Source organism: Micromonospora sp. WMMD956 (assembly GCF_029626125.1).
Taxonomy (GTDB): domain Bacteria; phylum Actinomycetota; class Actinomycetes; order Mycobacteriales; family Micromonosporaceae; genus Micromonospora; species Micromonospora carbonacea.
In genome coordinates this window covers 6,657,513-6,682,740 of the sequence record NZ_JARUBI010000005.1, presented here as the reverse complement: position 1 = coordinate 6,682,740, position 25,228 = coordinate 6,657,513, and the positions used below count along the sequence as shown (strand labels likewise).

The following is a 25,228-nucleotide window of genomic DNA, read 5'->3' as shown; positions in this document are numbered from 1 at the left end:
CCGAGGTTGGCACCACCGGGCCGTGGTGGTCAAGGGCTGACGGCCACGGGTTCCCGCGTCAGCGGGCGGGCAGCCGGCCACTTTCGACGGTGGCCAGGGCGGCCGTGGCCCCGCCGAGCGCGGCGGCGGTGCCCCCCAGAGTGGACGCCTCCAGTCGGCAGCCGCCGGCCTCCGGGGCGAGGGCCCGGGCGGCCAGCTCGGCCCGGGCCGCCGGCAGCAGCCACGGCCCCAGCGTCGCCAGGTGGCCCCCGACCAGCACCGCCTCGGGGTTGAGCAGGCCGGCCAGCAGGGCGACCGCGTGGCCGAGGTGGCGGCCGGTCTCGGCCAGCCCGGCGCGCACGGTCGGGTCGTCCTGCCCGGCCAGGGCCCTGAGCCGGTCGAGCTCGGGAAGGAAGTCGGTGACGGGGCCGTCCCCGGCGGTGTCGGGCAGCAGCCGGCCCACCACGGCCGGTAGGCCGACCAGCGCCTCCAGGCAGCCGGAGCGCCCGCAGGGGCAGGCCGGACCGGTCGGGTCGAGGCCCAGGTGCCCGATCTCGCCGGCGAAGCCCCGGTTGCCGCGCAGCAGCCGGCCGTCGACGATCACCCCGGCGCCGATCCCCGCGCCGCCGGTGAGGTGGACCAGGTCGGTGGCCCCGGCCCGGGCGCCGTGCCGCTGCTCGGCCAGGACGGCGAGGTTGGCCTCGTTGTCCACGGCGACGGTGAAGTCCGGGTCGCGCAGGGCGGCGCGCAACTGGTCGGCGAGGGGCACGTCGCGCCAGCCGAGCGCGGGGGAGAGGGGCACGCAGCCGGCCGCGTCGACCAGGCCCGGCACCCCGACGGTCAGGCCGAGCACGGCCCGCCCCTCGCCGGCGATCCGGGCGGTGGCCCGGCGGGCCAGCGCGACGAGGGCCCGGACCGTCTCGTCCGGCGTGGCGGCCGGCGCGGCGAAGGCGCGCCGCCAGGTGAGCAGCCGGTTGCCGCCGAGGTCGACGGCCACCGCCGCCAGCTCGTCGACGCCGACCTGGAGGCCGAGGGCGGCGTACGGCTCGCCGTCGAGGACGAGCATGGTGGCCGGGCGGCCGATCCGGTTCTCGGTCAGCCCGGTCTCGCGCACCAGCCGGCGCTCGATCAGCTCGCCGACGAGGCTGGAGACGGTGGCCTTGTTGAGCCCGGTGCGGGCCGCGATGTCGGCCCGGGAGCAGGGGGCGTGCACCCGGACGTGCCGCAGCACCACGGCCCGGTTGGCGACCCGCACGTCGCCGAGGTCTGTCGGCTGCGGGTCGTTCTGCATGCTGATCAAGATGTGCCCGCTCCCTGCGCTGCCGGTGCGCGATCCCCGGTCGGTCCGCGCGTCCATCATCGCGCACCGCGGCACCCCACCGGACCACCGCGCGCGGCACGTCGCCCCGCGGTCGCCGCTCCCTTGTGGGCCGGATCACCGTCGATTAGTTTATTCGGTTAGTAACCCAACTAATCCTAGCCGGGCGCGCGTGCTCCGCAAGCCCCGCGTGTCAGATGAAGGGAACGCCGTGAAGCCGTCCCTGCCAGGCGTATCCACCGATCGCCGGACCCTGCTGCGCCTCGCCGGTCTCGGCGCCGCCGCGACCATGGGTGGCGCCACCCTCGCCGGTTGCAGCAAGGAGGCCGGAAGCAAGGGCAGCGCCACCCAGGCCGACGCGGTCCGGGCCGTCCTGCCCAACCACAAGCCGGCCGAGGTCCTGAAGCCGGACATCCCGGGGGAGGGGCCGATCCCGGACGGCTACCTCAGCTACCCCAAGGACCTCGTCGACGCGGTCACCGAACAGCCCGGCAAGGGCGGCGCGGCGATCCGCACGATGAGCCCCTGGTGGGGCCCGACCCCGCCGACGCTGGGCAGCAACTCCTACCTCGCCGCGATCAACACCAAGCTGGGCGTCGAGATCAACCCCAGCCTCCAGGACGGCACCACGTTCGCCGACAAGCTCAACGCCATGCTCGGCGCCCGCGACGTGCCCGATCTGCTCATGGCGCCCAACTGGGAGGTCGACAAGGTCGCCCGGTTCTCCGACGCGGTCAAGGCGCTCTTCGAGGACCTCACCGACCACCTCAAGGGCGACGCCGCCGCGAAGTACCCGTACCTGGCCGCGCTGCCCACCGGGTCCTGGGAGTACTCGGTCTGGGGCGGGCGGCTGGCCGCCGTGCCGTACCCCACCGACGGCCCCTTCGCGTGGGCCCTGTTCCACCGCAAGGACCTGTTCGACAAGGCCGGCCTCGCCGCGCCGACCTCGCCCGAGGAGCTCTACGAGCTGGCCAAGAAGGCGACCGACCCGGCCAAGGGCGTGTGGGCCTTCGGCACCGTCTTCGACATGGTCCAGCAGTTCTACGGCTGCCAGCAGACCTGGCGCAAGAAGCCCGGCGGCGGCCTGGAGCACAAGTTCGAGAACCCCGCCTACAAGGCGGCCCTGGAGTTCACGGCGAAGCTGTTCAAGGAGGGTCTGGTCCACCCCGACACGGTGGCCAGCAAGGGCGCCGACGAGAAGCAGCTGTTCAAGGCCGGCAAGATCCTGATGTTCCAGGACGGGCTCGGCGCGTGGCAGGGCCTGCAGGGCGAGCAGTCCAAGGTGCTGCCGAGCTTCAACATGCAGCCGTTGCCCGTGTTCGGCGCGGCCGGCGCGCAGCCGGTCATCTGGGGCAGCGAGAAGCCGATCTTCTTCACCTTCGTCAAGAAGGGCCTCGGCGCCGACCGGGTCGACGAGATCCTCCGGGTGCTCAACTGGTGCGCCGCGCCGTTCGGCAGCCGCGAGTTCGAGCTGCGCGAGTACGGCGTGGAGGGCAAGCACTTCACCCGCGCGGCCGACGGCAGCCCGGTCCCGACCGAGCTGGGCCGCAAGGAGCTGGGCGGCCAGTACAACTTCTGCCGGGTCGCGGTGAAGGTGAAGAGTGGCGACACCCCGGACTACGTCCAGCAGTACCTGGACTACCTGAAGAAGAACGTCGCCCTGCTGGAGAAGGACCTGTTCGCCGGGATCAAGCTGGAGCTGCCCGCCAACTGGTCGAAGATCATCCAGCCGACCGACGACAAGATCCGCGACATCCTGCGCGGCCGCCGCCCCGTCAGCGACCTCGACCAGGTGACGAAGGAGTTCATGGCCTCCGGCGGCGAAGAGGGGCGCGCCTTCCACGAGAAGGCGCTCGCCGACAACGGCCGATGAGCGGCCCGGGCACCGCCGGCGCGGTGGACGCGCCGGCGGCGGCCGGGCAGGCCCCGCCGCCGACCCGAAAGCCCCGCCGCGCCGGCCGCCGCCGGCACCGGGCCAGCCTGGGCGCGCGGCTGCGCCGCGACTGGCCGCTGCTGGCGATGACCGCGCCGGCCGCCGCGCTGCTGCTGGTCTTCCACTACCTGCCGACCCTCGGCAACGTCATCGCCTTCCAGGACTACAACCCCTTCGTCGGCGACGACCCCGTGGAGGCGTTCCTCTACAGCGAGTGGATCGGCTTCGGCAACTTCGAGGCGCTCTTCGCCGACCCCCTGTTCTGGGACGCGGTGCGCAACACCCTCACCATCACCGCGTTCCAGCTGGTGTTCTTCTTCCCGCTGCCGATCCTGCTGGCGATCCTGCTCAACAGCCTGGTCTCCGGGCGGGTGCGCGGCTTCGTGCAGAGCGTCGTCTACCTGCCGCACTTCTTCAGCTGGGTGCTGGTGGTCACGTTCTTCGTGCAGATGCTCGGCGGGGCCGGGCTGCTCGCCCAGGAGATGCGCGAGGCCGGGATGCAGCCGTGGAACATCATGACCAACCCGGACACGTTCATCGTGCTGGTCACCGCCGAGGCGGTGTGGAAGGACATCGGCTGGGGCGCGATCGTCTTCCTGGCCGCGCTGGCCGCGATCGACCCCAACCTGTACGAGGCGGCGGCGGCCGACGGCGCCGGGCGGTGGCGGCGCATGTGGCACATCACGCTGCCCGGGCTGCGGCCCGTGATCGTGCTGCTGCTCATCATGCGGCTGGGCGACGCGCTGTCGGTCGGCTTCGAGCAGTTCATCCTGCAACGGGAGGCGGTCGGCCGCGACGCCGCCGAGGTGCTCGACACCTTCGTCTACTACCAGGCCATCGCCACCCAGCAGTGGGGCCTGGGCGCGGCTGCCGGGCTGTTCAAGGCGGTGGTGGGCCTGATCCTCATCCTCGCGGCCAACAAGCTCGCGCACCGGCTCGGCGAGCAGGGGGTGTATTCCAAGTCATGACCGCACAGCTCAGTGGCATCGGACCGGTGCCGGCCGCCCCCGAGACGGCCGGCAGGCCGAGGCGGCGGCGCGGCAGCCCGCGGCCCCCGTGGGAGGAGCCGCCCTCGCCGGTCGGCCTGTTCGGCAAGGGCGTCGTGCTCGTCGTGCTCGTCGCGGCGGTGCTCGTTCCCCTGTGGGCGGTGCTGGTGACCAGCCTCGCCTCCCGGGAGACCATCGACGCGGCCGGCGGCATGGTGATGGTGCCCCGGGAGTTCGACCCGTCGGCGTACATCACGATCTTCAACGGCGGGCAGATCACCCGGGCCGTCTGGATCAGCACCCTGATCACCGTCGTCGGCACGACGGTGAGTCTGGTGCTCACCGTGCTGGCCGCGTACGGGCTGTCCCGGCCGGGCTCGGTGGGGCACCGGGGACTGCTGTTCTTCTTCCTGCTGACCTTCCTGATCTTCCCCGGCCTGGTGCCCAGCTACCTGGTGGTCACCGGGCTCGGGCTCAAGGACAGCATCTGGTCGCTGATCCTGCCCAGCGCGATCAGCGTGTTCAACCTCGTGGTCATCCGGGCGTTCTTCATGGGCGTGCCCGGTGAGCTGCTCGACAGCGCCCGCATCGACGGGGCGGGCGAGTTCCGCATCCTCACCCGGATCATGCTGCCGCTGTCGAAGGCGGTGATCGCGGTGGTCGGCCTGTTCTACGCCGTCGGCTACTGGAACGCCTACTTCAACTCGGTGCTCTACATCGACGACAACGACAAGTTCCCGATCCAGCGGGTGCTACAGAGCTACATCCTGGCCGGCCAGTCGCCGAACGTCTCCGGCGCCGCGGTCAGCCTGCCCGGGATCACCGCGTACCCGCCGACGCTGGCGGTGAAGATGGCCGTGGTCGTGGTGACCGTCGTCCCGGCGATCATCGTCTACCCGTTCGTGCAGCGGCACTTCACCAAGGGCGTCATCACCGGCGCGGTGAAGGGCTGACACCACGGCGTCCCGCGCGGAGCCGGCTCCGCGCGGGACGCCGCCCGACGCACCCGGACACCACCACCTCGACGAACGGACGGTGCGGCATGTGGGACGAGGCCCGGCTCCGCTTCGGCGGCGACTGGAACCCCGAGCAGTGGCCCGAGCGGGTCTGGGCCGAGGACGTGGCCCTGATGCGCCGGGCCCGCGTCGACCTCGTCACCGTCGGCGTGTTCGCCTGGTCCCGCCTCGAACCCGCGCCCGGCCGCTACGACTTCGGCTGGCTCGACCGGGTGCTGGACCTCCTCGCCGACAACGGCATCGGCGCGGCGCTGGCCACCCCGACCGCGTCGCCGCCGCCCTGGTTCTCCCTGGCCCACCCGGGCGCGCTGCCGGTGACCGCCGACGGGGTGCGGCTGCACCACGGCAGCCGGGACACCTACTGCGCCGCCGCGCCGGCCTACCGGGCCGCCGCCCGGCGGATCGCTGGGGTCCTCGCCGAGCGCTACGCCCACCACCCGGCGCTGGCCCTGTGGCACGTGCACAACGAGTACGGCACCGTCTGCCACTGCGAGCACGCGGCGGCGGCGTTCCGGGCGTGGCTGGTCGGGCGGCACGGCGACCTGGCGGCCCTCAACGACGCCTGGACCACCAGCTTCTGGAGCCAGCACTACTCCGACTGGGCGCAGATCAGCACCCCCCGGGCGACGCAGTACCTGGCCAACCCCGGCCAGCTGCTCGACTTCCGCCGGTTCTGGTCCGACACCCTGCTCGCCGCGTACACCGAGCAGCGGGACCTGCTGCGGGCGGCGAACCCGGCGGTGCCCGTCACCACCAACTACGTCCTCGGCGACTGGGTGCCCGTCGACCACGCCCGCTGGGCCGCCGAGGTCGACCTGGTGGCCGTCGACCACTACCCGTCGGCGGTCGACGGCGGGGCCGAGGAACAGACGGCGCTGGCCGCGGACCTGGCCCGGGGCTGGGCCCGGCACGGCGCGCGCGCCCGGGCCGCCGCCCCGGTGGCGACCGCCCGTGACCCCCGCGCCCCCGCCGACGGCGACGGCGACGGCCATGACCGGCGGCCGGTGCCCGGCGACGCCGCCGGGGGCGGCGCCTGGCTGCTCATGGAGACCGCCCCGAACCTGATCTACACCGCCGGGCGGATGCACACCAAGGAGCCCGGCCGGATGGCCCGGCACAGCCTCGCGCACGTCGCCCGGGGCTCGCGCGGCGCGCTGTACTTCCAGTGGCGCGCCCCCGTCGGCGGGGCGGAACGCTTCCACTCCGCGCTCGTGCCGCACGCCGGCCCCGACAGCCGGGTGTTCCGCGAGACGGTGGAGCTGGGCGCGGTCCTGGACCGGATCGCCGAGACCGACGGCGCGGCCGTGGAGGCGTCCGTGGCGATCGGCTGGGACGCCGGCTGCGGCTGGGCCCTGCAACACCCGGGCCTGCCCTCGCAGCTCGTCAACCACCACGAGGAGGTCGCGGCGGCGCACCGGGCGCTGTGGCGGGCCGGCTTCGGCTGCGACGTGGTGCTGCCCGGCGACCCCGTCGACGGGTACGCGCTGCTGGTGCTCCCGGCCCTCTACCTCGCCTCCGACGCCGCCGCCCGGTGGGCCCGGGACTACGTCGCCGGCGGCGGGCACCTCGTGGTGACCTGGCTCAGCGGCGTCGCCGACGAGCACGCCCGGGTACGCACCGGCGGCTATCCCGGCGCGTTCCGCGACGTGCTCGGCGTCCGGGTGGAGGAGTTCCACCCGCTCGCCGACGGCGACGAGGTCGCCCTGGCCGGTGGCGGCGTCGGACGGATCTGGTCCGAGGTCGTCGGACTCGCCGGGGCCGAGGTCGTCCGCGCGTACGCCGCCGGGGTGCTCGCCGGGCAACCGGCGGTGACCCGCCACCGCCACGGCGCGGGCACCGCCTGGTACGTCTCCACCCGGCCCGACGACGAGACGTACCGGCGGCTGCTGACCGACGCGGCCCTCGCCGCCGGGGCGACGCCGACCTGCCCCGCCGCGCCGGCCGGGGTGGAGGCGGTGCGCCGCCGGGGCGCGGCGGCGAGCTGGCTGTTCCTGCTCAACCACACCGACCGGGCGCACCGGGTGCCGGCCGCCGGCGTGGAGCTGCTCACCGGCGCGCTCGTCGACACCGCCGTGGAGGTGCCCGCCGGGGGCGTCGCCGTGGTGCGGGAGGTCCCCGCCGCCGGCTGACCGCCGGCGTCCGTGCGCGGGCGATCCCGCAGGTGGGCCACCTCGAACTCCCACGTTTCTCTCATCGTCCTCGGGTGGTGGGTCCAGACCGGCCTGTTCTGCTCTACCGGTGCGATTGCGAATCAACCGGCGGCGACGAGCCGTCCTGCTTGCCGCCGCCTGCCTGGCGGTCCTGGTGACGGCCGCGGTGGTGGCGGACCGGTGGGTGGCCCGGACGGCGGCGCAGCGGCTGGCCGACAAGCTGGCCTGCGCCGCCGACCTCGACCGGTCGCCCGAGGTCGACCTCGGCGGGTTCCCCGTGCTGCCCGGCGTGCTCACCGGTGAGCTCGGCCGGGTGAGCGTGCGGGCCACCGACGTCACGCGCGGCGACGTGCGGGCCGCCGAGGTGGACGCCGAGCTGTCCCGGGTGCGGCTGCCCGGCGGGCAGCCGGCCCGCGTCGGCGCGCTGGACCTGCGGATCCGCGTCGGCTTCGACGCGCTGCCCGGCACGGTCGGCGAGCGCCCGGTGCACTACCGGGGCGTCGGCGGGCTGCTCGCCGTCGAGACCACCGCGCCGATGGCCGGGCAGCAGCTCCCGGTCACCGTGCTCGCCCGGCCCGCGATCGACGCCGGCCGGCTGACCGTCACCCCCACCGAGATCGAGGTGTTGGGGATGCGGCGGCCCGCGGGTGCCAAGCTGGTGGAGCGGCTCACCGGTGGCCGCGACCTGTCCCGGCCGCTGCCCGCGCTGCCCGCCGGCCTGAGCTGGCAGGGCGTCGACGTCGCCGACGACGGCCTGCGGCTGCGCCTGACCGGACACGACCTGACCCTGCCCGGGGGCGGCGACGGCCGCCGCGCCGGCACCTGCGGAGGAAACTGATGCACGCCCGTACCGACGGTTGGACCCACCGGACGCTGGAGCGGCTGGGCGGCTGGTGCGTACGCCGGCCCTGGCGGGTGCTCGCCGCCTGGCTGCTCGTCGCGGTCGCCCTGGTCGGTGGTGTCGCCGCCTTCGGGCGGCCGGTCGACAACGACGTGGCCCTGCCCGGCAGCGACGCCCAGCTCGCCCGGGACCTGAGCGAACGCGGCGGCGGCGGCCCCGCCAGCAGCGGGCAGGTCGTGGTCCGCGTGGACGCCGGCCGCCTCGACGAGCCGGACCGCCGGGCGGCGCTGGAGCGCACCGCCGCCGCGCTCGCCGAGGTGGAGCACGTGACCCGGGTCGACGGCGTCGACGCCCGCGCCGGCACGCTCAGCCCCGACGGCCGCACCGGCTACCTCACCGTCCGCCTCGACGTGCCCGCACGCGAGGTGGACAAGGCGCTCAGCCGGTCGGTGCTGGACGCGGCGCAGCCGGCCCGCGACGCGGGCGTCGAGACGGTGCCGGGCGGGACGCTCGCCACGGCGGCGGAGCGGGGCGGCTCGCACACCGCCGAGGTCGTCGGGCTGCTCGTCGCCGCCGTGGTGCTGCTGTTCGCCTTCGGCGGCCTGGTCGCCGCGGCGGTCCCGCTGGTGACCGCCCTGTTCACCCTGGGCTGCGCGCTGGCCACGGTCGGGCTCGCCGGTCACCTGGTGGCCGTGCCGTCGGTGGCCGGGAACCTGGCCACGATGATCGGCCTGGGCGTCGGCATCGACTACGCCCTGTTCCTGATCACCCGCTACCGGGCGTTGCGGGCCGCCGGCACGCCGGCCGACGAGGCGTTGGTCGCCGCCATGGGCACCGCGGGCGCGGCGGTCGTGTTCGCCGGCGGCACGGTGGTCATCGCCCTCGGCGGCCTCGCCGTGGCCGGCGTGCCCATCCTCGGCACGCTGGGCTGGACCGCCGGTCTGGTGGTCGTGGTGGCCGTGCTCGGCGCGGTGACCCTCCTGCCGGCCCTGCTGGCCGTGCTCGGCCCCCGCCTCGACGCGCTGCCGCTGCGTCTGCGCCGCCGCGCCGGCGACGGCGGCTCCGGCTGGGCCCGGCAGGCCGAGCGGGTGACCCGCCGGCCCTGGCGGTGGGCCCTGCTCGCCGGCGCGCTGCTCGCCGTGCTCGCCGCCCCCGCCGCCACGCTCACCCTCGGCCAGCTCGACGCCGGCGACGACCCGCCGGGCAGCGCCACCCGCACCAGCTTCGACCTGCTCGCCGAGGGGTTCGGGCCCGGCGTCAACGGCCCGCTCAGCGTGGTCGCCGCCGTCGACCCCCCGGCCGCCGGGACCGCCGACCCCCGGCTCGCCGAGCTGACCCGGGAGCTGGCGGCCACGCCCGGCGTCGCGTCCGTCGCCCCGGTGCGCCTCGCCGACGGCGGCCGGGTGGCCACGGCCAGCGTGCAGCCGGACACCGGCCCCAGCGACCCCGCCACCGCCGCCCTGGTCGCCGACCTGCGCGACGTGCGGGTAGACGGCGTGCAGGTGCACGTGGGCGGGTCCACCGCGACCCGCGCCGACCTGGCCGACCGCGTCCGGGACCGGATGCCGTGGGTGATCGCCGTGGTCGTCGGCCTGTCCACCGTGCTGCTGTACGTGGCGTTCCGGGCCCCCGTGGTGGCGGTCAAGGCCGCCGTGATGAACCTGGTCTCGATCGGCGCCGCCTACGGGGTGCTGACGGCCGTCTTCTCCTGGGGCTGGGGGGTGGAGCTGACCGGCCTGTCCGGGCCGGTGCCCGTGGAGAGCTACGTGCCGATGATGCTGTTCGCCCTGCTGTTCGGCCTGTCCATGGACTACGAGGTGTTCCTGCTCAGCGCGGTGCAGGAGGCGTGGCGGGCGACCGGCGACAACCGGGTCGCCGTCCGCGTCGGGCTCGCCGGCACGGGCCGCGTGATCACCTCCGCCGCGTTGATCATGGTGACCGTCTTCGCCGGCTTCGTCCTGCACACCGACCCGGTGATCAAGATGTTCGGCCTCGGCATGGCCGTGGCCGTGGCGGTGGACGCCACCGTGGTGCGCGGGCTGCTGGTGCCGGCGACGATGGCGCTGCTCGGTCGGGCCAACTGGTGGCACCCGGGCCGTCGGCGTCGACCCGCCCCCGAGCCGGACAGGACCGAGGCTCTCGCCGGACTCTCATCGAATTCCCAGCCGCCCGTGGTCTGATCCGTCGAGATGAACGCCGCCGCCGTCCGGGTCCTGGTCGTCGACGACCAGCCCAACATCGTCGACATGCTCGCCACCGTGCTGCGGTTCCACGGCTTCGACGTGGTGACCGCGACCACCGCGGCCGAGGCGCTGCGCCGCGCCGGCGAGAGCCACCCCCGGCTCGTCGTCCTCGACGTGCTGCTGCCCGACGGCGACGGGTTCGAGGTGTGCCGGTCGCTGCGGGCCGCCGGCCACGAGATCGGCATCGTGTTCCTCACCGCCCGCGACGCCCCGCGCGACCGGATCGCCGGCCTCACCTACGGCGGCGACGACTACGTCACCAAGCCGTTCTCGGTCGAGGAACTGGTCGCGCGGGTGCGGGCGGTGCTGCGCCGCATCGGCTCCGCCCCCGTGCCCGCCACCGGCGTGCTCCGCTACGCCGACCTCGAACTCGACGAGGAGACCTGCGAGGTCCGCCGGGGCGGCCGGCTGCTGTCGCTGTCGCCGACGGAGTTCAAGCTGCTGCGCCACCTCATGCTCAACCCCGGCCGGGTGCTCTCCCGCGCCCAGATCCTCGACGCCGTGTGGCGCTACGACTTCGACGGCGCGTCGAACGTCGTCGACACCTACATCGGCTACCTGCGGCGCAAGCTGGACCCGCTCGGGCCGCCCCTGATCGAGACCCGGCGCGGCTTCGGCTACGCCCTGCGTGCGCCCGGGTGAACCGGCTGCCGCTGCGCCGCAGCCTGCTGCTCGGCCTGGTCGGGCTCACCGCGACCGCGCTGGTGTCCGCCGGGCTGGTCAGCGCGCTGGCGTTGCAGGCGTACCTGATGCAGCGCACCGACGACCAGCTCCGGTCCGCCGCCGCCGTCGTCGCCACCCGGGTGAAGCAGCTCGCGGGCCAGCCCCCCGGCACGGTCCGGGCCGCCGTCGCGCCGTCGGACTACCTGGTGGAGATCCGCCACCGCGGCACGCTCACCCGGTTCTCGGCCGCCACCCCGCCGGCCACCCCGCTGCTCGACCTGTCGCCGGCGCCGCCCGCCGAGGGCCCGTCGACGCCGGTCACCCTGGCGGGCCGGTGGCGGGTGGTCACCGTACGCGCCGGCGAGGCCCTCGTGCTCATCGCGCTGCCGCTGGCCCCGGTGACGCAGACCGTGCGCCGGCTGGTGCTGGTGGAGCTGGCCGGCGGCGCGGCGGTGCTGCTCCTGCTGGCCGGCTCCGCGCGGCTGCTGCTGGTGCGGGGGCTGCGCCCGCTGGACCGGATCACCGCCACCGCCACCGCCATCTCCGACGGCGACCTCGACCGGCGGGTCCCCCTGGACGGCGTGCGGGTCGCCGACCCGCGCACGGAGGTCGACCGGCTCACCCTCGCGGTCAACGGCATGCTCACCCGGCTCCAGGCGGCGATCGCCGCCCGCACCCGCTCGGAGCAGCGGCTGCGGGACTTCGCCGCCGACGCCTCCCACGAGCTGCGCACCCCGCTGACCTCGATCCGCGGCTACCTGCAGATCCTGCGGCACGACATGGTCGAGCCCGGCCGCCGGGCGGAGGTGCTGGCCCGCAGCGAGGACGAGGCCGTCCGGATGGGGCGCATCCTCGACGACCTGTTCTACCTGGCCCGCCTCGACGCCGAGCCGCAGCTGCGGCACGACCGGGTGGACCTGGCCGTGCTGGCCCGCGACTCCGTCGCCGACCTGCTCGCCGCCCAGCCCGGCCGGCCCGCCCGGCTGCTCGCGCCCACGCCCGCGCCGGTCAGCGGCGACGAGCACGCCCTGCGGCAGGTGCTGGCCAACCTGCTGGCCAACGTGCGCGCGCACACCCCGGCCGACGCCCCCGTCACCGTCGCCGTCGAGCCCGCCGCCGACGGCGTCACGGTCCGGGTCACCGACGGCGGGCCGGGCGTCGACGCCGCGCTCGCCGAGCGGGCGTTCGACCGGTTCACCCAGGCCGAGCCGGGGCGCGCCGGCGGCAGCGGGCTGGGCCTGGCCATCGTCGCCGGCATCGTCGCCGCCCACGGCGGCCGGGTCGGTCTGCGGTCCCCGCCGGGCGGCGGGGCCGAGGTCTGGTTCGCCCTGCCCCGCGCCGACGACGCGCTCAGGTGACCCGCGACGGCCCGCCCGGCACCCGTTCCCAGCCGCGCCGCTCCGCCAGGCCCCGCAGCCGGTCCAGGGCGTCCCACACGTCGACGTAGCGGGTGTAGAGCGGCGCGGGCCCCAACCGCAGCCGGTCCGGGGCCCGGTAGTCGCCCACCACGCCCACCTCGGCCAGGGCCCGGGAGATCCGCAGCGCCTCCGGATGGTGCAGGCAGACGTGGCTGCCGCGCCGGTCGGCCTCGCGCGGGGAGGCCACCCGGAAGCCGTGCGGGGTCAGCCACGCGTCGGCCAGCGTCACGATCAGCTCACCGAGGCGGCGGCCCTTGGCGCGGACCCGGTCGATGCCGGCCTCGGCGAGCACGTCCAGCGCCGGGTCGAGCGGCGCGAGGGCGAGGATCGACGGGGTGCCGACCAGGAACCGGTCCAGGTCGGGGGCCGGGTCGTAGCCGGGACCCATGCCGAACTGGTCGCGCCGGCCGAACCAGCCCTGGATCGGCTGGCGCAGCCGGGACTGCAACTCGCGGCGCACGTAGAGGAAGGCCGGCGCGCCGGGGCCGCCGTTGAGGTACTTGTACGTGCAGCCCACCGCGAGGTCCGCGCCGGTGGCGGCCAGCTCGATCGGCACCGACCCGACGGCGTGCGACAGATCCCACAGCACGGTCGCGCCGACCTGTCGGGCGGCGGCGTTGACGGCCGCCATGTCCAGCAGCGCCCCCGACCGGTAGGCCACCGCCGACAGCACCACCAGCGCGACGTCCCCGTCGAGCGCGGCGCGCAGCTCGTCGAGCCGCAGCCCCTCGTCGAGGTCGGAGGGGAGCAGCCGCAGCGTCAGCCCGCGCGCGGCGGCCAGCCCCTCCAGGACGTACCGGTCGGTGGGGAAGTCCTCGGCGTCCACCAGCACGGTGCGGCGGTCGCCGGCGGCGTCCAGCGCGGCGGCGGCGAGCTTGTAGAGGTTCACCGACGTGGAGTCGGAGACCACCACCTCGCCGGGTCGCGCGCCGAGGGCGTGCGCGGCGAGCCGGTCGCCGATGCGCCGGCCCCACTCGATCCAGGTGGGCCAGGACCGGACGAGCCCGTCGCCCCAGCCCTCGCGGACCAGCCGGTCCAGGTGCGCCGGGGTGGCCGCCGGCAGCCGGCCCAGGGAGTTGCCGTCGAGGTAGATCAGGTGGTCGTCGGCGATCACGAACCGGTCGCGCAGGTCGGCGAGCGGGTCCGTGGCGTCCAGCTCCTTGGCCAGGTGGCGCGGGAAGTCGTCTCGCACGTCTCGTACCCCTTCCGACCTGCCGGGCCCCGGCGCCGCCGGCCGGCGTCCGCACCGGCGGCCCAAGCTAGCCGGCCCGCCTGCGGGGCCGGCCGGCGGCGGGTCGCCGTCCCGGCCGGTGGACGGTTTCCGGCGTCACCGGGCGCGCCCGTAACGCGGCCCGGGCCCGGCGCGTTGTGCTTCCGACTGCGGCGACGGGGAGGCCACATGCGCACAGGCGACGGCGCGGGTGCCGCGACCACGGAGCGGGCGTCGGTGATCCGCGACGAGGTCGCGACCCGGGATCCCGACCTCGCCCACCACACCATCGCCGAGCGGTACTCCGCCCACCGACCCCGGTTCACCGGCAGCGCCCTCGGCTTCCGGTTCCGGCTCGCCGTCACCCAGGCGGGGGAGCTCGGCGTCGACGAGATCGTGCACTCGATGGACGCCCGGTCGTGGACGGAGCCCTACGTGGGCTTCATGGCGGTGCACGTGCGGCGCGGGTGGTACCACTGGCAGGTCGGCCGCGACGAGCTGGCCCTGCCGCCGGGCGCGGTGGGCCGGTTCCACAACTCGCCGATGACGGTGCAGTGGAGCGACGTCACCGCCAGCGTGGTGCGGCTGTCGACCGTGCACGTCGCCCGCGTCGCCGCCGCCCGCACCGACGTCGCCGTGGCCGACTTCCGGTTCGAGGGGATGGCCCCCGTCTCCGCCGCCATGGCCCGCGCCTGGGCGGGGCTGTCGGCCTTCCTCGACGCGCAGGCCGCGGCGGCGGACGGGACGCTGGCGCACCCGCTGATCCGGGCCAGCCTCGCCGAGCACGTGGCGACGACCGCGCTGGCCGTGTTCCCCAACACCACCATGACGGCCGGTTACGTGCCGGGGCCGAGCCGGGTGGAGCCGGCCGTGGTCCGGCGGGCCGTGGCCCACATCGAGGCCCACGCCGCCGAGCCGATCACCGTGGCGCAGATCGCGCAGGCCTGCGGGGTCGGCCCGCGCGGGCTCCAGGCCGCGTTCGCGCGGCACCTCGGCGTCAGCCCCACGGCCCACCTGCGCCGGGTCCGGCTGGACCGCGCACACCGGGACCTCGTCGACGCCGACCCGGCCGGGGGCGCGACGGTCGCGGCGATCGCCCGCCGGTGGGGCTGGGGCAACCCGGGCCGCTTCGCCGAGGCGTACCGGCGGGTCTACGGCCGGCCGCCCAGCCACACCCTGCGGGCCTGACCGGCGCGCGACCCCGGGGCGGGTGCCGGGGCGGCCGGTCCCCGGTCAGCCGGGCGGCCAGCTGGCGGGGATGCGTTCCAGCAGCCCACCGGCGAACACGTCGCGCAGGCCGAGCGGCTTGAGGTGGACGTACCCGATGTGGCAGTCGCAGGCCCCGTTCACGCAGGTGCGCGGCCGCAGCGCGGCCCGCCACGAGCCGTCGTACAGGTTGCCGATGGGCTCGTCGACGAAGTGGCAGCGGCGCACCGTCCCGTCGCCGCGCACCGAGATCGCCGTCTCCCCGGCGTGGCAGGGCCGGTCCAGCGACAGGTGCGGGCGCACGCTGTAGCCGAACAGCGGGTCCAGCGCCGTCCAGGCCGCCTCCTGCGCGGCGTCGTAGCGGTGGCCGTCGGCGGCGTTGACCCACAGGTACACGTGCGGCGGCAACGCCGCGCGCAGCGCCCGCGCCTCGTCGAGGTGCTCCGGCAGCCCCACCACGCCCACGGAGAACCGCACCCCCAGCTCGACCAGGCGGGCGCAGCGGGCCAGGAACCGCTCCCGGGTGACCTGCCCCGGGTGGTACGTCGTCCACAGCGCCGCCCGGGCCGGGTCGGCGTCGGCCAGCCAGTCCACCCGGGCGGCCAGGTTGGTCTGGATGACCACCCGGTCGACGTGCGGCAGGTGCGACAGCCCCACCATCGCCTCCCGGTACCAGCGGCGGGTCAGCCCCTCGCCCCACGGGGTGAACAGCACCGACAGCCGCACGTCCGTGGTCGCGGCCACCCAGCCGGTGAACCGCTCCAGGGCCGCCCGGTCGGCGGCCAGCACGTCCGGCGGGTCGTGCCGCTTCGCGAACGGGCAGTACGGGCAGTCGTAGTTGCAGCTGGCCAGCGGGCCCCGGTAGAGGATCGCCAGGCCGCTGCCGCTGCCCCCGCCGCCGCTGCCCCCGCCGCACCGGTCGGCCGCGCTCACCGGGGCACGTACCCGGTCATCGCGTGGCGCACCCGCGCGGAGGTCAGCCACGGGCCGACGGCGTCGGAGCGGGCCAGCCCGGCCGGGGTGAGCCGCAGCCCGCCGTCGGTGGCCCAGCCCCGCTCGACCAGCCGCCCCAGCTCGGGGAAGTCGTCGCCTGGCGCGACGCCGAACCGGGCCGCGTAGGCGGCCGCGTCGACGCCCTCGGCGCGCAGCAGCGACTTCAGCAGCCACCGGCGGCGCTGCTCCGTGCCGTCGAGGGCGAAGCCGAACTCGGCGTACGCGAAGTCGCCGGCGGGGCGGGCCAGGTAGTCGTCCAGCACCGCCCGCACCTCGGACACGCTGACCGCGTAGTCGAACGAGTAGTGCAGGCCCGTCGTGTACGACCGCGCGCCGCAGCCCAGCCCCACCATCCCGTCGTCCTGGCAGCAGTAGTCCGGCCCGTCCGGCGCGGGCACGTCGGCGCGGCGGAACTGCCGCATCGACTCCTGCCGGTAGCCGGCCGCGCCGAGCACCTCCACCGCCTGCGCGTACAGGGCGAGGCGCTGGGCGTCCCAGTCGGCGCGGGCGTGCGCCCGCCGGCCCAGCCCGGTCAGCGGGCGCACGTACAACGGGTAGAGGTAGAGCTCCTCCGGCCGCCAGGCCAGGGCCGCCTCGAGGCTCTGTCGCCACGTGTCGGCGGTCTGCCCGTCGATGCCGTAGATCAGGTCGACGTTGAGCAGCGGGATCGCCGCGTCGCGGATCGCGCCGAGCGCCGCCTCCACCTCCGCGCGCCGCTGCGGCCGGCCGGCGGCGCGGGCCTCGGCGTCGAGGAAGCTCTGCACCCCGATGCTCACCCGCGTCGTGCCGTGCGCGGCGAGCACCGCGAGCCGGTCCGGGGTCGCGGTGGCCGGCGACGTCTCCACCGACAGCGGCACGCCGGGCAGCCGCGCGCCCAGCGTCGACGTGGCGATGTCGAACAGCTCGGTCAGCTCGCCGGCCGTCAGATAGGTCGGCGTGCCGCCGCCGAACGCGACGCGGGCGTAGCCGGCGTCGTCGCCGAGGGCGTCGGCCACCCGTTCGGCCTGCCGGCGCAGCTGCCGCAGGTACGCCGTGACCTGCTCGGCGGGCGCGCCGGTGCGGGTGAACAGGTTGCAGAAGCCGCAGCGCATCTCGCAGAACGGCACGTGCGCGTAGAGGAACAGCGCGTCGCGGGGCTCGGCCCGCCACACGTCGGCGAGCAGCGGCCGGGGCCGCAGCGCCCGGTACGACGTCTTGTGCGGGTACGCGTACAGGTACTGCTGGTACGGCGAGCCGTCGAGGCCCGCGAGGTTGCTGGTCACCATTCTCCCGGTCGCAGGGTGAAGTGGGCGTACGGGACGGTCCACACGACGTCGTGGCCGACCCGGTGGCCGGTGTGGCCGTCCTCCCCGTACGCCGTGCCGTGGTCGGAGCAGATGATCGTGAACACCGGCCGCCCCCGCCCGGCGAGCAGGGCGAACAGCCGGCCCACGCGGCTGTCGACGTACTCCAGGGCGGCGGCGTGGCTGGCCAGGTCGTCGGCGTCGGCGTCGGGCAGGTAGTGCCGGTTGGGCTGGTGCAGCGCCGCGACGTTGAGGAACGTGAACAGCGGCTGCCGCGCCGGGACCCGGGGCAGCGTCTCGGCGAGCCGGTCGAGCTGCGCGTCGAGGCAGCCGGGGGCGGTGACGCCGAACTCCGGCTCCCAGTGCGCCTCGGCGAACAGCCCCGGCAGCACCGACCCGAGCGCGCCGCGCCGGTTGAAGAAGCCGACCCCGCCCAGGCAGAGTGTGTGGTAGCCCTCCCGGGCGAGGGCGGTCGGCAGGTCCGCCGCGTCGAACACCCAGGTGTGCTCGCCGGAGGTCTCGCTGCCGGGGAACGCCGCCGCGTACAGCCGCTCGTGCCGCCCCGGCGCGGCCGGGGTGGGCAGGAAACCGGCGAAGAACGCGTGGTGCGCGGCGTAGGTGAAGCTGGCGGGGGAGTGCCGCCGCTCCCACCGGCCGCCGGGCAGCACCCGGGCGAGCGTGGGGGTACGCCCGGCGGCGGCCAGGCCGTCGGCCACGTCGAAGCGCAGCGTGTCCAGGGTGACCAGGCAGACGTCGTGGCTTCCGATCAGGTGGCGCACGCGCCCACCTCCGCCGCCCGGCCGGTGGCCGTCGCTGCCGTGGCGGTGGCCCGCCAGCGTTCCCACCGGCCGCTGGTCAGCGCGTGCACCTGCTCGGCGTAGGTGTCCCGGCCGTCGGCCAGCACTCCGGGCAGCAGGTCCCCGAACGCGTTGACCTCCGCCACCGCGTGCCGCCGCCAGCCGAGCAGGAACATCAGGTCCACCCCGACGTGCAGGCTGCGCGGGAAGCACGCGGCGGCCCGTACGCAGGTCTCCATCGCCGCCGCCCACGCCGCCGGGCCGGCGGCGGCCCGCAGCTCGGCCAGGTCGCCGCGCGCGTTGCCCAGGTGCAGGTTGGTCAGCGGCCCGGTGGCGGCCCGCACGACCGCGTGGGTGGGCCGCCCGGCGACCACCACCACCCGCACGTCGACGACCCGGTCGCCGAGCCCCACCTTGGGCAGCCACCGTTCCACGTGCAGCCCCTCACCGGCGAGCCGGTCGACCAGCGCGGCGACCGTCGCCTCGTCGTCGTAGGCGCGCACCCGCAGCGAGTTGAACAGCCCGTCCGGGGCGACCTCGATCGGGGTGACCGCCCGCACGCCGCGCGGGCCGACCGCCAGGGCCAGCACCCCCGCCGCCGACGAGCCGTGCGCCGGCTTGACGAACACCCGCGCCCACCCGGCGTCGGCCATCGCGGCCCGCAGGGACGCGTAGCCGTCGACCCCGGGCAGCGCCGCCGGGACCGCGACCCCGGCGGCGGACAGCCGCGCGTGGCAGCGACGCTTGTCGCACAGCGCCGCCACGTCGCCGGGGTCGTTGAGCAGCTCCGCGCCGCCGGCGGCGACCCGGGCCAGGCCGTCGACCAACCCGGCGTACGCGTCGGCGAGGCCGAGCAGCTCACCGTGCCGCGCCGGGGTGGCCGCCCGCCGCAGCAGCCGGTCCACGTGCGGGTCCTCGCCGGGGGAGTCGACGCGCACCAGCGCCCCGGCCGGCGGCGGCGCGGCCCCGGTGAGCACGTCGGCCCAGGGCAGCACCGCCGGCCGGGGCAGCCCGGCGGCGAGCACGGCGGCGGTGAACAGGCCGACGCGCCGGTTGTCGGGGTTGCCGACCACGGTCAGGCGCATGTCACTCCGACACCGCCGTGTACCGGTACTCCTCGTCGTCGTACTCGTCGGGCTCCTGCGGGTCGGACAGGTCCACCGTCACGCCGGGCAGGGCGGCCCGGACCGCCGCGCCGACCTCGTCGGAGACGAAGTGGTGGCTCAGGTCCAGCTTCGTGAGGTGGTTCAGCGGCTGCCCGCCGGCCAGGGCGAGCGCGCCCCGGTCGGACAGCGTGCCCAGCGACAGGTCCAGCAGCTCCAGCCGCCGCACCACCGGCGCGCCGGTGAGGGCCTCGGCGATCTCGTCGGCGTGCTCGGCGTTGCACAGCCCGAGCCGGCGCAGCGCGGGGAACCGCTGCCCGGCCAGCAGCGGGGCCAGGTCGTCGACGGTCGTGTCCCCGCCGTAGTCCTCGACGCCGAGCCACAGCTCCAGGTCGGTCAGCGCGGGCAGCTCGGAGTCGAGCACCGCGCGGACGAATTCGCCGCTCAGGCCGCCGCTCTCCACCTCCAGCCGGCGCAGCCGCTCGTGGCGCACCGGCGAGAACCGGAAGTCCTCGCCGCCGCGCACCCGCAGCACCTCCAGCCCCGGGTACGCGGCCAGCAGCCGGCTGACGTCGCCGACCTGCATCCAGGAGATCTCGCACTCCTCGCTGAGGATGTCGCCGAGGAACAGCGCCCGGAGGTTCGGCAGGCGCGGCGCGGCGGCACAGAGCTGGTCGATCGGGGCGACGTTGAACGCCGCGTATCCCCAGGCGCCGACGACGAGGGCCTGCGCGGACTCGCCGGCGGCGTCGACGAACCGGTCGAACGCGTCCCGGAAGCCGGGGCAGGGCTGCTGCTCGGTGCTGCTGTCCCAGTCGGGATGATCGATGCGCCAGGCGACGGGCCCGTCGACGGCGGGCAGCGGGCCGTCGGCGGGGACCTGGACGACCCGGAGGCCGGCGAAGGACTCGGCGTGCGACAGGACGCTCACGGCAGCCTCACTCCCCGACCGCGGTGAAGCGGTACTCGCGGCCGTTGTAGACATCGGCCTTCTGCGGCTCGGACAGGTCGACCTCGACGCCGGGCAGGGCGGCGACGACCCGCGCGGCGGCCTCCTCGGAGAGGAAGTGGTGGTGCAGGTCGAGGCGGCGCAGGTGGGTCAGCGGCCGACCGGCGAGCAGCGCCTCGACCCCGGCGTCGGTGAGCACGCCCTTGGACAGGTCGAGCACCTCCAGCCGGTCGAGCACCGGGGCGGCGGCGACGGCCGCGGCGACCCGGTCGGCGTCCTCGGCGTTGCTGACCGCGAGGTGGCGCAGCGCCGGCAGCCGGGTGCCGGCGAGGATCTCGGCGAGGTCGTCGGCGGTGGTGTCGCCGCCGTAGTCGGACCGGCCGAGCCACAGCTCCAGGCGCTCCAGCGCGGGCAGGTCGCAGCCGCCGACCGCGCGGACGACCGCCCCGGGCAGCCCGCCGGTCTGGAAGCCCAGCTCCCGCAGACCGGTGTGGCGCACCGGGGTCAGGTGCAGCTCGGTGGCCCCACGCACCCAGAGCACCTCCAGCGACGGGCACGCCGTCAGCAGACCGGTGATGTCACCGTGCGTGAGCCAGGAGACCTCGCACTGCTCGCTGACGAGGTCGGCGAGGAAGACCGCCCGCAGCGCCGGCCAGTGCCGCGCCGCCTCGACGAGCAGCTCCACGGGCAGCGCCCGCTCGTACGCCGAACCCCACTCGCCGATCACCAGGGCCCGCACCGCGTCGGCGGGCACCTCGTCGCGCAGGCCCGTGACCAGGGCGGCGAACTCCTCGGGTTCGGCCTCGAAGTCCTCCACCTCCAGTCGCCAGGCGACGGCCGACGGATCGTCGGGGAGTTTCATCCCCGGGGTGAAGGGCAGCACGGGCAGCCCGGCGAACGACGACAAGTGGGAGCTGAACACGCCAACCTCCGGCTCGACTGGTGCAGCGGCGGCGCGACGGTAACAGACCGTGCCGACAAACTGATCACCGACCGGTCCGCTGACCCCACATCTAGTCATGAGCGTCGATGTCTGGTAGAAATCCTGCAAGGCCGGCCCCCTGAATCGCAAAAATCCAACCCCCCCCCACGGCGATACGGGAGAACCATGTCCACGACCCGCCCCACGCTGCGCCGCCGAGCGGTCACCCTGCTCGTCGCCGCGCTCGCGGCCCTCGGCGTCACGCTCGGCTTCGCCAGCCCCGCCCTGGCAATCACCCACTCCAGCGCCGCGTCCCAGCTGTCGGCCGCCGGCATCTCCTGGACCTCCAGCGGCAACTGCAGCGACCGCTACACCGCCACCTGCACGTCGTTCGACGGCATCCGGCAGGCCACCATCGACGGGATCATCACGTTCAAGCGGGTCAGCGGCTGCGCGATCACCATCACCGCCGGCACCGAGGTCGGCCACGCCGACGGCGCCTACAGCCACTGGACCGGCTACAAGCTCGACGTCGGCCTGACCACCTGCGTGCAGAACTACATCTCGGCGCACTTCGCCTACGTCGGCTACATCCCCGGCTTCGGCTACCAGTACCGGTCCGCCTCCGGGAACCTCTACACCAAGGAAGGCAACCACTGGGACATCCTGTACTACACCTGCGGCTGCTGACCCACGCCCACCTCGGTGGGCACCGCCGGGCTGCCACCTTGAGGTGGCGGCCCGGCGCCGTCGTGTCCCCTGGACTCAGATTCCGTAGATGAACTGGATGTCCACTGGACCACCGCTGTTGGTGTTGCGGAGGTAGACGGTGTTGTTCGAGGGTCGGCGGGCGCCGATGGTGTCGACGCCGTCCTCGTCCCAGTCGCCGACCACCGGCACGTCGCCCGATGCGCCGTGGCCGAAGATGAAGGACGCGTCGGTGGTGGTGGTGCCGTTGGTGAGGTACCAGGTGGAGTTGCTCGGGCGGAACACTCCCACGGTGTCGAAGCCGTCGTTGTCCCAGTCGCCGGCCACGGGTCGGTCGCCGGACGCGCCGTGGCCGAAGATGAAGGACGCGTCGGTGGTGGTGGTGCCGTTGGTGAGGTACCAGGTGGAGTTGCTCGGGCGGAACACTCCCACGGTGTCGAAGCCGTCGTTGTCCCAGTCGCCGGCCACGGGTCGGTCGCCCGATGCGCCGTGGCCGAAGATGAAGGACGCGTCGGTGGTGGTGGTGCCGTTGGTGAGATAGAAGGTCGAGTTGCTCGGGCGGAACACCCCGACCGTGTCGGAGCCGTCGTTGTCCCAGTCGCCGACCACCGGGATGTCGCCCGACGGCCCGTGACCGAACTTGAAGACGCTGGTGGCCGCGCCGCTGTTCGTGTCGCGCAGATACCAGGTCGAGTTGCTCGGGCGGAACACGCCCACCGTGTCGACGCCGTCGTTGTCCCAGTCACCCGAGACCGGCACGTCCTCCGGCTCCGGCGGCACCTGCCCGCCCGACCACCAGGACGTGCGCTTGTCGGCGCCGGCCCAGCTGAAGCTGAAGTGGATGTGGTCGGTGTGCGGGTTGCTGCCGCTGTACGCCTGCCACCCGTCGGACGGGTCGTACGACTTCCAGATCTTGTTGTTCCAGATCATGTACATGACGCCGAGGCGGCGGGCCATCGCGTGCTTGTTGCCGTGCGAATCGGTGGCCAGCAGCCAGTTGAGCACGTCGGTGGCGTCGGCCCGCTGCGCGGTGTCGTAGTAGTTGAAGTGGTAGTCGAGCGCCCGGCCCTCCTTGTGCTCGCTGGTGCCACCGCTGCCGCAGTCGCGGACGATGCCTGAGGTGTGCGAGCCGTAGGTCGAGTTGAGCAGGTCCCGGAAGCCCACCAGGCCCGGCTTCGCGGTCGGATCGCAGATCTCCTGCCCGTCGTAGGCGGCGTAGCCGTCGATGGACGAGCCGAAGACGGGGGTGGCGGGAGCGGCCGTCGCCGGCGCCGGGGCGGTGGCCAACGTGGCGGCGACGGCGAGGGCGACGCCGAGGAGGCCGGCGACGACGCGGCGCGTGGCCAACGTGTTTCGTGACATTCCACTCCTTGGATCAGATGATGTGCAGGCGTGCGTGATGGGGCGACCGTTGTTCGAATAACGTCGCCTGACGATTTCGATGTGTTGTCGGGATGATTCCGTGGAGCCGCTGTCGATGGCACGCAGAATGGCACGCAAAGGAGACGACTGTGGGTCGGGTGGCCGGTCATGGTCGGCCACCCGCTTCACCTGGTCGTCGAAGCGGGCCTGCGGTGGCTCGTGGCTCCTAGGGTCGCGGTCACCTATGGAGCAGTGGTGGGCACCTCATGCCAATATCCCCCGTCGGCAGTAGCAGTGGCGGAGGCGACGGGGCCGGCGGCGCGTCGACGCGCCGCTCAGCGCTCTCGCCGCTCCTCGTGGCGGCGCGATCCGGTGGAGCGCCCTGTCGTGAGCCGGATCGCTGTCGATTCAGGAATGCCAATAACGTGGCTCGAAACTAGCATGAAGGCCGCCGTGAATGTGCCCCGAGAAGTAGGCCCCGGCACCCGCGGAGCGGGACCGGGGCCACACGCCGGCGCGCTGCCGGGCGCTACGCGCCGGCCGGGACCTCGGGGGCGGGCTGCTGCTCCTCGACCGGCCGCTGCTCCCCGGCCGCGCGCGGCGTCTCGGTCGCGCGCTGCGCCTCGGACCTGCTCTTCACCGTCGGGAACTCGGCGGTCTCGCCGCCCCCCGCCGCGGCGGCCATCACGGCGGCGGCGGCCAGATCGGCCACCCGCTTCGCCTCCCGCTGCACCCGGGCCCGCACGTCCTTGGCGTGCCGCTCGGCCGAGTCGGCGGCGGTGCGGGCCTCCTCCAGCCGGTTCGCCTCCGCGGTGAGTTCCTGACGGACCTCGGCCAGGCGCTGCTGCAACTGGTTGACTTCGTTCTCCAGCGCCGCGCCCTCCCGGCGGATCTGGGCGAGCTGTTGCTGTGCGGTGTCCAGCTCGGCGTGCAGCTGCGTCAACGCCTGCCGCTGGCTGCCGACCTCCTGCTGCACAGCGGTGAGCTGCTCCTGGTGCGCGGTCGCCTGCTCGTCGGCGCGCTTGCGCACCTCCGTCGAGTACTGCTGCGCCTCGGCGATCAGGGTGGCGATCTTCTCCTCGGCGGCGGTGAGCTGCCCGGCGACGTCCCGCTCGGCCGCCGCCCGGTGCTCGGCCAGCTCCTGCTCGGCCGCCGCCCGTCGCTCGTTGATCTCCCGCTCCACATTGACCCGCCACTGCGCCAGCTCCTGCTGGCTCTGCGCGCGGGCGGCCTGGACCTCCTGCTGGATCTGGGTGCGGGCCGCCTTGGTCAGCGCCTCGGCCGCCGCCCGCGCCTGCTCCACCTGCTGGGCGGTCAGCTCGTTGATCCGCTTCGCCTCCTGCTGGGCCTGCTCGTGTGCGGCCTCGCCATCCACCCGGAGCTGCTCCACCAGCTCCTGCACGTCCGCGAGCTGCGCCTCCGCCGCCGAGCGCCGCTCCTCGTACGCCTTCTCCTGCTCGGCGCGCCGCGCCGACAGCTCCGTCTCCAGGTCGTGCAGCGCCTGGGCGGCGTGGTCCCGGGCCTCCACCAGCACCCGCTCCGCCTCGGCCTGCAGGTCGTCGGCCCGCTGCGCGGCGCTCTCGGTGATCGCCGCGGCCTGCTTCTCGGCCAGCGCGAGGATCTGGTCGACCATCGGCCCCAGATCCCGGAACGACGCCCGGTCCACCTGCGCCGGCCGCTGCCGCAGGTCGGACACCTCCGCCTGGAGCGCCTGGAACTGGAGGGTCAGGTTGCGCAGCTGGTGCTGCGCCCGGTCCCGCTCGACGGTCAACGTCGAGGCCGTGGCCTCGACCTGCTCGACGTACCTGTCGACCTGCCGCTTGTCGTAGCCGCGCAACGCCTGCTCGAAGCTCGGCCGCCCGTTCGGCTCGTTGCGTACCGCGAAGGTTTCCCCGCCGTGGGACATCCGGCATCCTCCGTAGAGTCGGACCTATCCGAGGGCCGGCGGTGCGGCCGCCGGGCGTGATGGGGCGCAACGTTACCGGCGTCGCCGTCCGCCGCACACCCCACCCCGCCCAGGCCCGGTGTCGCGGTCCGGCCGCGACGGCCCGGGCCGGGCGACCCGCGCCGGGCCCGCCGTCGGGCCGCGCCGGCCGCCGCGCCCACGATCGAACCCGCGAGCGGTACGTGACACAGCGCGACCGCCCG

The 25,228-nt window shown here is 75.0% G+C and carries 20 protein-coding genes; 10 read left to right on the top strand and 10 right to left on the bottom strand.

Annotated features, from left to right (window positions below; translation table 11 throughout):
* Positions 1 to 58: 58 nt before the first annotated feature.
* Entirely contained in the window at positions 59 to 1,270 is a 1,212-nt protein-coding gene (locus O7628_RS28995; protein ID WP_256095729.1) for an ROK family transcriptional regulator, read from the bottom strand.
* Between the two features lie 238 nt (positions 1,271 to 1,508).
* Between O7628_RS28995 and O7628_RS28990 the strand changes: the two genes are divergently transcribed.
* The 8 genes from O7628_RS28990 (at position 1,509) to O7628_RS28955 (ending at position 12,487) form a co-directional block, all read left to right on the top strand.
* Entirely contained in the window at positions 1,509 to 3,170 is a 1,662-nt protein-coding gene (locus O7628_RS28990) for an extracellular solute-binding protein (RefSeq protein ID WP_278135439.1), read from the top strand.
* Entirely contained in the window at positions 3,167 to 4,198 is a 1,032-nt protein-coding gene (locus O7628_RS28985; protein ID WP_278135437.1) for an ABC transporter permease subunit, read from the top strand. The genes O7628_RS28990 and O7628_RS28985 overlap by 4 nt, the downstream gene beginning before the upstream one ends.
* On the top strand, positions 4,195 to 5,169 hold the full coding sequence (locus tag O7628_RS28980) for a carbohydrate ABC transporter permease (protein ID WP_278135435.1): 975 nt from the start codon (positions 4,195 to 4,197) through the stop codon (positions 5,167 to 5,169). The genes O7628_RS28985 and O7628_RS28980 overlap by 4 nt, the downstream gene beginning before the upstream one ends.
* 89 nt (positions 5,170 to 5,258) lie before the next feature.
* Positions 5,259 to 7,361: a beta-galactosidase gene (locus O7628_RS28975; protein WP_278135433.1), complete on the top strand. Its 2,103-nt coding sequence runs from the start codon at positions 5,259 to 5,261 to the stop codon at positions 7,359 to 7,361.
* Positions 7,362 to 7,470: 109 nt separating this feature from the next.
* Positions 7,471 to 8,220: a DUF2993 domain-containing protein gene (locus tag O7628_RS28970; RefSeq protein ID WP_278135431.1), complete on the top strand. Its 750-nt coding sequence runs from the start codon at positions 7,471 to 7,473 to the stop codon at positions 8,218 to 8,220.
* Positions 8,220 to 10,403 carry an MMPL family transporter gene (locus O7628_RS28965; protein ID WP_278135429.1) on the top strand — a complete coding sequence of 728 codons (2,184 nt, stop codon included), beginning with the start codon at positions 8,220 to 8,222 and terminating at the stop codon, positions 10,401 to 10,403. Before O7628_RS28970 ends, O7628_RS28965 begins: the two co-directional genes overlap by 1 nt.
* A 9-nt stretch (positions 10,404 to 10,412) precedes the next feature.
* A complete protein-coding gene (locus O7628_RS28960; RefSeq protein ID WP_074476296.1) occupies positions 10,413 to 11,108 on the top strand; it encodes a response regulator transcription factor in 696 nt (231 codons plus the stop codon).
* Positions 11,105 to 12,487 (top strand): HAMP domain-containing sensor histidine kinase, encoded by a 1,383-nt coding sequence (locus O7628_RS28955; protein ID WP_278135426.1) that lies wholly within the window; start codon positions 11,105 to 11,107, stop codon positions 12,485 to 12,487. The genes O7628_RS28960 and O7628_RS28955 overlap by 4 nt, the downstream gene beginning before the upstream one ends.
* Here the strand turns inward: O7628_RS28955 and kynU are convergent.
* The gene (gene kynU, locus O7628_RS28950; RefSeq protein WP_278135424.1) at positions 12,480 to 13,739 is read right to left on the bottom strand and encodes a kynureninase; all 1,260 of its coding nucleotides are present in this window, start codon (positions 13,737 to 13,739) and stop codon (positions 12,480 to 12,482) included. The genes O7628_RS28955 and kynU overlap by 8 nt on opposite strands.
* A 207-nt stretch (positions 13,740 to 13,946) precedes the next feature.
* Between kynU and O7628_RS28945 the strand changes: the two genes are divergently transcribed.
* Complete coding sequence (locus O7628_RS28945; protein WP_278135421.1) at positions 13,947 to 14,945, top strand: helix-turn-helix transcriptional regulator; 999 nt, start codon at positions 13,947 to 13,949, stop codon at positions 14,943 to 14,945.
* Positions 14,946 to 14,990: 45 nt separating this feature from the next.
* On the opposite strand, the gene O7628_RS28940 is transcribed toward O7628_RS28945, so the two are convergent.
* From O7628_RS28940 to O7628_RS28915, 6 genes are read right to left on the bottom strand one after another with little or no spacing between them, the layout of a single operon-like run.
* The gene (locus O7628_RS28940) at positions 14,991 to 15,896 is read right to left on the bottom strand and encodes an STM4011 family radical SAM protein (protein ID WP_278135419.1); all 906 of its coding nucleotides are present in this window, start codon (positions 15,894 to 15,896) and stop codon (positions 14,991 to 14,993) included.
* On the bottom strand, positions 15,893 to 17,218 hold the full coding sequence (locus O7628_RS28935; RefSeq protein ID WP_278135417.1) for an STM4012 family radical SAM protein: 1,326 nt from the start codon (positions 17,216 to 17,218) through the stop codon (positions 15,893 to 15,895). The genes O7628_RS28940 and O7628_RS28935 overlap by 4 nt, the downstream gene beginning before the upstream one ends.
* Positions 17,215 to 18,018, bottom strand: coding sequence for an STM4013/SEN3800 family hydrolase (locus tag O7628_RS28930; RefSeq protein ID WP_278135414.1), 804 nt, complete (start codon positions 18,016 to 18,018; stop codon positions 17,215 to 17,217). The genes O7628_RS28935 and O7628_RS28930 overlap by 4 nt, the downstream gene beginning before the upstream one ends.
* Positions 18,006 to 19,121: an STM4014 family protein gene (locus O7628_RS28925; protein ID WP_278135413.1), complete on the bottom strand. Its 1,116-nt coding sequence runs from the start codon at positions 19,119 to 19,121 to the stop codon at positions 18,006 to 18,008. Before O7628_RS28925 ends, O7628_RS28930 begins: the two co-directional genes overlap by 13 nt.
* Before the next feature lies 1 nt (position 19,122).
* Positions 19,123 to 20,070, bottom strand: coding sequence for an STM4015 family protein (locus tag O7628_RS28920; RefSeq protein ID WP_278135411.1), 948 nt, complete (start codon positions 20,068 to 20,070; stop codon positions 19,123 to 19,125).
* Positions 20,071 to 20,077: 7 nt separating this feature from the next.
* Positions 20,078 to 21,010 (bottom strand): STM4015 family protein, encoded by a 933-nt coding sequence (locus O7628_RS28915; protein ID WP_278135409.1) that lies wholly within the window; start codon positions 21,008 to 21,010, stop codon positions 20,078 to 20,080.
* Between the two features lie 186 nt (positions 21,011 to 21,196).
* Between O7628_RS28915 and O7628_RS28910 the strand changes: the two genes are divergently transcribed.
* On the top strand, positions 21,197 to 21,700 hold the full coding sequence (locus O7628_RS28910) for a hypothetical protein (protein WP_278135407.1): 504 nt from the start codon (positions 21,197 to 21,199) through the stop codon (positions 21,698 to 21,700).
* Between the two features lie 75 nt (positions 21,701 to 21,775).
* Here the strand turns inward: O7628_RS28910 and O7628_RS28905 are convergent, their stop codons facing one another.
* Both O7628_RS28905 and O7628_RS28900 read right to left on the bottom strand, forming a co-directional pair.
* Positions 21,776 to 23,080 (bottom strand): VCBS repeat-containing protein, encoded by a 1,305-nt coding sequence (locus O7628_RS28905; protein WP_278135405.1) that lies wholly within the window; start codon positions 23,078 to 23,080, stop codon positions 21,776 to 21,778.
* A 529-nt stretch (positions 23,081 to 23,609) separates the two neighbouring features.
* Entirely contained in the window at positions 23,610 to 24,986 is a 1,377-nt protein-coding gene (locus O7628_RS28900; protein WP_278135403.1) for a hypothetical protein, read from the bottom strand.
* Between the last annotated feature and the right edge of the window lie 242 nt (positions 24,987 to 25,228).